The 7,210-nt window shown below is 44.6% G+C and carries 6 protein-coding genes; 3 read left to right on the forward strand and 3 right to left on the reverse strand.

Going from position 1 to position 7,210, the window contains the following annotated elements:
• Positions 1–619 precede the first annotated feature (619 nt).
• The gene (gene cphA, locus Q0541_RS32960) at positions 620–3,325 is read left to right on the forward strand and encodes a cyanophycin synthetase (RefSeq protein ID WP_298921061.1); all 2,706 of its coding nucleotides are present in this window, start codon (positions 620–622) and stop codon (positions 3,323–3,325) included.
• 59 nt (positions 3,326–3,384) lie between these two features.
• On the opposite strand, the gene tatA is transcribed toward cphA, so the two are convergent.
• Together tatA and Q0541_RS32970 are read right to left on the reverse strand one after the other, a co-directional pair.
• Positions 3,385–3,567, reverse strand: a complete 183-nt coding sequence (tatA, locus tag Q0541_RS32965; RefSeq protein ID WP_298921042.1) for a twin-arginine translocase TatA/TatE family subunit — start codon at positions 3,565–3,567, stop codon at positions 3,385–3,387.
• Between the two features lie 250 nt (positions 3,568–3,817).
• Complete coding sequence (locus Q0541_RS32970; protein ID WP_298921044.1) at positions 3,818–5,266, reverse strand: serine/threonine-protein kinase; 1,449 nt, start codon at positions 5,264–5,266, stop codon at positions 3,818–3,820.
• A 94-nt stretch (positions 5,267–5,360) separates the two neighbouring features.
• Between Q0541_RS32970 and cbiT the strand changes: the two genes are divergently transcribed.
• Together cbiT and Q0541_RS32980 are read left to right on the forward strand one after the other, a co-directional pair.
• Positions 5,361–5,963: a precorrin-6Y C5,15-methyltransferase subunit CbiT gene (gene cbiT / locus Q0541_RS32975; protein ID WP_298921049.1), complete on the forward strand. Its 603-nt coding sequence runs from the start codon at positions 5,361–5,363 to the stop codon at positions 5,961–5,963.
• A 149-nt stretch (positions 5,964–6,112) separates the two neighbouring features.
• Positions 6,113–7,000: a phosphatidate cytidylyltransferase gene (locus Q0541_RS32980; protein ID WP_298921052.1), complete on the forward strand. Its 888-nt coding sequence runs from the start codon at positions 6,113–6,115 to the stop codon at positions 6,998–7,000.
• Here the strand turns inward: Q0541_RS32980 and Q0541_RS32985 are convergent.
• The coding region (locus Q0541_RS32985) for a hypothetical protein (RefSeq protein ID WP_298921054.1) at positions 6,961–7,210 on the reverse strand (250 nt) is incomplete at its 5' end. The two genes, Q0541_RS32980 and Q0541_RS32985, sit on opposite strands and share 40 nt — an antisense overlap.

Below are 7,210 nucleotides of genomic sequence, written 5' to 3' on the forward strand. Positions count from 1 at the left end.
TTTGGATTTTGTGAAAAGTTGTAAGGAGGAGCCACTGCGTTGCACGAGTTAAGAACGTTGTTGCAAGTGGTGAACCAGCGCACCCAAGTTGGTTTCCAACTATCACGGCGACTGGTGTTAGCGCAGCGTAAAGCCTGCGGCATGGCAACTCGAAGAAGAGGCTGCGCCAACGCTTAGAGCGAGTCTTGCCTACGGCACGCTGGCGCGAACGAGCGTCACCCGTACCCTTCGGGAAGCAAGCTACGCGCAGCGTCTCCGTCAGGAGGAGGGCGTTGGTTTTTCTCCATAGCAAACTTTTCCAGACGGATTTTAGATTCAAAGAGCTTTTCGGCAGATGCCGCCAGAAAGTGGGACAAACAAATCAAAAAAAACCTCAAACTCGTTAACGCTACGCTATCGTCAATCTAAAATTCCCACAGCTAAGTACCCTAATTGTCTCTTTCAATCCAAAATCATAAATCTAAAATCCAAAGTCGGTTGACCGCACATTTATTTCTTATTGTAGAAAAATGATGAGAATACTATGTAAAAAGAAAAAACTGTTTGTAATGAACAGTTTAGCGGTCAATTCCAGTAAGAAACTAGAATTTTGGTTCCGAATCTCCATCTACCTATTCCCATGAGAATCCTCAAGATCCAGACCTTACGCGGCCCAAACTATTGGAGCATTCGACGCCACAAGCTGATCGTCATGCGCCTCGATTTAGAAACCCTTGGTGAGACGCCCTCGAATGAAATCCCTGGCTTTTATGAAGGATTAGTTGAGGCGCTGCCGAGTCTGGAGGGTCACTATTGTTCGCCTGGCTGTCGTGGTGGTTTTCTAATGCGAGTCAAAGAAGGCACTATGATCGGCCACGTTGTGGAACACGTAGCCTTAGAACTCCAAGAATTAGCTGGAATGAATGTCGGCTTTGGTCGCACCCGCGAAACTGCCACACCCGGAATTTACCAAGTAGTGCTTGAGTACCTGAATGAGGAAGCGGGACGCTACGCTGGACGAGCCGCGGTGCGCTTATGCCAGAGTATTGTTGATCGAGGCCGTTATCCCAAGGCAGAACTAGAGCAAGATATCCAGGACCTGAAAGACTTCACCCGTGATGCTTCCTTAGGCCCTTCCACTGAAGCGATCGTCAAAGAAGCAGAAAAAAGAGGTATTCCCTGGATGTCTCTGGAAGCCCGCTTTTTGATTCAGCTGGGCTACGGCGTGAACCAGAAGCGGATGCAAGCCACAATGACGGACAACACCAGCATTCTAGGCGTAGAACTAGCTTGCGATAAAGAAGCCACTAAACGCATTCTCGCTGCTGCTGGTGCGCCAGTACCTAGAGGTACAGTGATCAACTTCTTAGACGATTTGGAACAAGCCATTGAATACGTTGGCGGCTATCCGATCGTCATCAAGCCCGTGGATGGCAATCATGGACGTGGGATCACCATTGATATCAGAACTTGGGAAGAAGCTGAAGCCGGATACGAAGCTGCTAGACAAGTTTCCCGGTCAATTATCGTCGAAAGATATTACGTTGGACGCGACCACAGGGTACTAGTAGTAAATGGCAAAGTAGTAGCAGTAGCCGAACGCGTTCCGGCTCATGTGATTGGCAACGGCAGATCGACCATTGCCCAACTGATTGAACAAACAAACCTTGACCCAAATCGTGGTGAAGGACATGATAATGTCCTAACGAAGATTGAACTAGACCGCACCAGCTACCAGCTGCTAGAAAGGCAAGGCTATACCCTAAATAGCGTGCCACCCAAAGGAACCCTTTGTTATCTCAGAGCAACGGCAAACTTAAGTACAGGTGGTAGTGCCGTAGACCGTACCGATGAAATTCACCCAGAAAATCTCTGGTTAGCACAACGGGTAGTTAAGATTATCGGTTTGGATATCGCCGGACTGGATATCGTCACCACAGATATTGGTCGTCCGTTGCGGGAAGTGGATGGGGTGATTGTTGAAGTGAATGCCGCTCCCGGTTTCCGAATGCACGTTGCCCCAAGCGTGGGTATCCCCCGCAATGTCGCCGGCGCAGTCATGGATATGCTATTTCCCAACGAGCAATCTAGCCAAATTCCAATCCTCAGCGTTACTGGTACTAATGGCAAAACCACTACTACCCGACTACTAGCACATATTTATAAACAGACAGGTAAGGTAGTAGGTTATACTACGACCGATGGAACATATATCGGTGATTATTTAGTAGAAGCTGGCGATAACACAGGCCCCCAAAGTGCCCACCTCATCCTCCAAGATCCCACAGTGGAAGTAGCAGTGCTGGAAACGGCTCGCGGTGGAATTCTCCGTTCTGGATTGGGCTTTGAAGCAGCAAATGTGGGGGTGGTATTGAATGTAGCCTCCGACCACTTAGGAATAGGTGATATAGATACTATTGAGCAGTTAGCTAACCTCAAGAGCGTAGTAGCGGAAGCTGTATTCCCTGATGGCTACGCGGTACTTAACGCCGACGATCGCCGCGTCGCCGCCATGTCAGAAAAAACTAAGGCTAATATTGCTTACTTCACAATGAACCTGGACTCGGAATTGGTGCGAAAGCACATCCAAAAGGGCGGAGTAGCGGCAGTATATGAAAATGGTTATTTGTCAATTGTTAAAGGTGATTGGACACACCGCATAGAAAGAGCAGAAAATATACCTTTAACAATGGGCGGACGTGCACCGTTTATGATTGCCAACGCTTTAGCAGCAAGTTTGGCAGCATTCGTACAAAACGTCACGATTGAGCAGATTCGTGCTGGTTTGAAGACCTTCCGGGCTTCAGTTAGTCAAACGCCAGGACGAATGAATTTATTTAATTTAGGAAACTACCACGCTTTGGTAGACTATGCCCACAACGCAGCCAGTTACGAAGCTGTAGGTTCCTTTGTTCGGAACTGGACTACAGGACAACGGATTGGCGTAATTGGTGGGCCCGGCGATCGCCGCGACGAAGACTTTGTTACCTTGGGCAAATTAGCAGCGCAAATTTTTGATTACATCATTGTCAAAGAAGATGATGACACACGGGGACGCCAACGAGGTTTAGCCGCCCAGTTGATTATTCAAGGCATTACCCAAGTTAAACCGGATAGCCGCTATGAATCAATTCTGGATGAAACCCAAGCGATAAATAAAGGCTTAGATATGGCTCCTAATAACAGTCTGGTGGTAATTTTGCCAGAAAGCGTCACTCGCGCTATTAAGTTAATTAGGGCACGTGGTGTAGTGAAGGAAGAGACACATCAACCAAATCCTGGCACAACTGCCATCGATTCCCAAAATGGGATCGCACCTTCTTCTGTTGTTAATACACTCCTGTAGTCAGGAGAAGACAGCGCTGGCTCTCCAACGCACGCCTCCTCCTGACTCCTGTATTCTGACTACTTTAATTCTTGTTTATCTTGTTCCGAATTGGTTTCGTCACTGGGAGTTTTCATCTCCTCCTTAAAACCTCGTAGGGTTTTGCCCAGTGCGGTTCCCAGTTCGGGAATTTTTTTAGGGCCAAAAATTAGAACAGCGACTATGGTAATTACAGCGATTTCTGGCCATCCCAGTCCAAACATACACAGTTCCTCTCAATAATTTTTAATTTGGTAAGTCATACGGTTTTTTCTTATATTTATCCCAACATATAGTACCCTTAATTTTTGCCTCCGCTATTTCAGTACAAGCATCTCTAATATCTTCTTCATCCTCTAGAAGTTCTAAAACTTTTTCTAGAGTGCTTTCGGGGGCGATGTTTAGATATGTTTGAATTAATATCGAGTAGCGATCGCCTTTTGCTTGTAGTTGCCATTTTTAGACCTATGTAAATTATTCTCGCTGAATTGGGATACCCAACCAATCACTTAATTCATCAGCTAGCCATTCTATTTCCGGTTCAGATATGAAGCAATGGCTAACACTCTTAACCCTAGTATGGCTAATACCACTAGCACTAATCTTATATTTTTGTACTCCTACCCAAATATCTAATCCCGCCGGCACTTGAACTCGGTTGCCCTCAAAGTCTGTAATATGGTGTGTTGGAAGGTAAACCAGCTTGATAATATTTTCTCTAGGCAATGGACGGGAACGGTGAAATTTAAATCCCAATAATTCATGGGTTAAGGTAATTTGCTGCTGATTTATATGCAGTCGAACATGTCCATAAAGATGAAACAAAACGGTATAAACCATCGACAAACCCACACTCCAAAAGGGAAGTGACAACAAGGCAAAGGGGATGTTTAGAGGAAAAGAGACTGAGAGAGCGCCAATTGTCCAAAAAAGGATAAATGAATTCCAAATGGTGGCAAACATCCCTGTAAAAAATAGCGATGAAGGAAAGCGAGGTGGAACAATAATTTCTAGAGCATCCTGATTCTTGCTCAGTTGAATTTTGCTACCGTATGGTTGGCCAACATCTAAAGTTCTAGTGCTTTCAATTTGTGATTCATCCAAAGCTGCCAATGCAACATTGGCAGAACTAAAACGCTTTTTTAAAGTGGGTTCAGTCATCGACTTTAACCAGCGAGTCAAGCCAGGACTCAAATGAGCCGCTTGTTCAAACTGAATGCGAAAATCCTTTTGGGGTAAATCGGCTGGGTAAGTACCTGTCACTAAATAAATTAAAGTTGCACCTAAACTATAAATGTCAGAAGCAGGAACGGTACGCCCACCAAATTGCTCCTGTGGCATATATCCATAAGTACCCACCACAGTCCTAGTCCCAGTTTCTGCACCGAGGACAGTTTGCACTGAACCAAAATCTACTAGATAAACTTGACCAACAGTATTACCAGAACGCTCTCCCAATAAAATATTGCTAGGCTTAATATCACGGTGGATAACAGGCGGATATAGCCCATGTAGGTAAATGAGAATTTCTAAAAGTGTTTTGGCTATCTGTTTGACTTCTGCTTCAGTAAAAGTCCGCCCAGTTTGTAAGTATTGCTCTAAAGTTTGTGCGGGGATATAAGTTTGTACTAAGGCAAATCCTTTGATGGTCGGTGAATTTACCTCAAAATAGTCTAAATAGCGAGGTATTAAGGGATGTGACAAAGATTTTAGAGTCTCAGCTTCCCGCTCAAACAACTTGAGTGAATCCCATTCAAAGTCACCACCAAAAGAGAGTAACTTAATGACAACTAATTCCTGAGTTTTCAAATCACGAGCTAACAGCGTCCGCCGTCCTGCTTTTTTTCCTAATAGCTGCTGAACTTGGTAGCACAGACGCGTAGCATCTTGTCCTTGGACATTGCCTAATATTTCACCAATCATTAGAGTTTGTTATAACGCTACGTTTGAAAAGTTTTCATAGCTTATGGCTTTTCGATGTGGTCTGCCAATATCTTTAGTATAATTGCGTAGTTCTATGCCCTCCCAACTTTGGCCTTATATTACCCCTGGTATTCCCGATGATTTATTCGAGCACTTGCCAGGAATTCCCCTGAGCCAGCGAGAAGTCCGACTACTGTTAATTGCCCAACTGCGACTAAAATCAGATTCTGTGTTGTGGGATATTGGCGCAGGGACAGGTACAATTCCGGTAGAGGTGGGGCTATTATGTCCAAAAGGACAGATTATCGCTATAGAAAGGGATGAAGAAGTAGCTAATCTGATCAAGCGTAACTGCGATCGCTTTGAGGTGAAAAACGTCGAAGTAATTGAAGGTAGCGCCCCAGAGTGTTTACATGATCTTAAGATTACTCCTCACCGCATTTGTATCGAGGGAGGACGCCCTATTCAGGAAATTCTGCAAGCAGCTTGGCATTATTTGCCACCATCCGGTCGGGTTGTAGCCACAGCTGCTAATCTAGAAAGCTTGTATGCTATTTCTCAGAGCTTTTCCCTGTTAAGGGCTAGAAATATCGAAGTTGTCCAGTCTGCGGTTAACCGCTTAGAGACGCGCGGCTTTTCTCAAACCTTTACTGCCGTTGATCCCATTTTTATCCTCAGTGGTGAGAAACTAGACTAAATCAAAAAGATTTTAGATTTTAGATTTTAGATTTTAGATTGGGGATTTAGGTCATAGTTGATCACAAACCAAGCCACAATTACCAATCCCTAATCTCGAATACCTAATCTCTAATCCAAAATCCAAAATCCAAAATCCAAAATACTTCTATGCCTTGGTCTCGGATTATTAGTGGAATTGTTGCGATCGCTCTTGCTCTTTGTGTGACCCTTTTGGGGGGTTGGTACTTTACCATCATGTTTGCGGTTATCGTCTTTTTGGGTCAAGAGGAATATTTTAATTTGGTGCGAGCTAGAGGCATTGCTCCCGCCGCTAAAACCACTATGGCTGTCAGCCAAGTCTTGCTGGTGATTTGTACCCTTGATGGCAGTTTAGCTGACGCTGTAATGCCCTTAGCTGGTACACTTATTTGTTTTTATTTACTGTTTCAACCCAAATTTGCCACGATCGCTGATGTTTCCGCTTCTATTATGGGGCTATTTTACGTAGGTTATTTGCCTAGTTACTGGGTGCGGTTACGAGCGATTGATAGTGCTGCTTTTAGCAATCTTCCTTTCGGAGGATACTGGCCCATAACCTGGACAGATTTCTGGGAAAAGGCAAATTTGGCGTCTTTACCACAAGGTTTTACAGCAACACTGCTGACTTTTTTGTGTATTTGGGCAGCTGATATCGGCGCTTACACTATTGGCAAATTCTTTGGGAAAACCCGTCTGTCTGAGATTAGCCCGAAAAAAACTGTAGAAGGTGCTGTCTTTGGTATTACTTCAAGTGTTGCTGTGGCCATAGCAGGAGCCTATTATCTCCACTTGCCTAGATCCCTTTTTACTGGTTTAGCATTGGGTTTGTTGATTGGCATTGCTAGTCTTTTAGGGGATCTTACCGAGTCTATGCTCAAGCGGGATGCTGGAGTCAAAGATTCTGGACAATTAATCCCCGGTCACGGTGGTATTTTAGACCGTACCGATAGTTATATTTTCACAGCTCCTCTGGTTTACTATTTCGTAACACTACTTTTGCCGCTGATAACAGAATAGATGAGTTGGGCATTGGGCATGGGGAATAAGGGATGAGTCTTTAATACTCGTGGACGAGTCTTTAATACTCGTGAATGAGTCTTTGATACTCGCTGACGAGTCTTTGATACTCGTGAACGAGTCTTTAATACTCGCTGACGAGTCTTTGATACTCCCTGACGAGTCTTTGATACTCGTGAATGAGTCTTTGATACTCGTGAATGAGTCATT

Source organism: uncultured Nostoc sp., assembly GCF_937863485.1.
GTDB lineage: Bacteria > Cyanobacteriota > Cyanobacteriia > Cyanobacteriales > Nostocaceae > Nostoc.

What these genes read in the sequence shown, in the direction of transcription:
- cphA (WP_298921061.1), top strand. Translation starts at nt 620, where the DNA reads ATGAGAATCCTCAAGATCCAGACCTTACGCGGCCCAAACTATTGGAGC.
- tatA (WP_298921042.1), bottom strand. Translation starts at nt 3,567, where the DNA reads ATGTTTGGACTGGGATGGCCAGAAATCGCTGTAATTACCATAGTCGCT.
- Q0541_RS32970 (WP_298921044.1), bottom strand. Translation starts at nt 5,266, where the DNA reads ATGATTGGTGAAATATTAGGCAATGTCCAAGGACAAGATGCTACGCGT.
- cbiT (WP_298921049.1), top strand. Translation starts at nt 5,361, where the DNA reads ATGCCCTCCCAACTTTGGCCTTATATTACCCCTGGTATTCCCGATGAT.
- Q0541_RS32980 (WP_298921052.1), top strand. Translation starts at nt 6,113, where the DNA reads ATGCCTTGGTCTCGGATTATTAGTGGAATTGTTGCGATCGCTCTTGCT.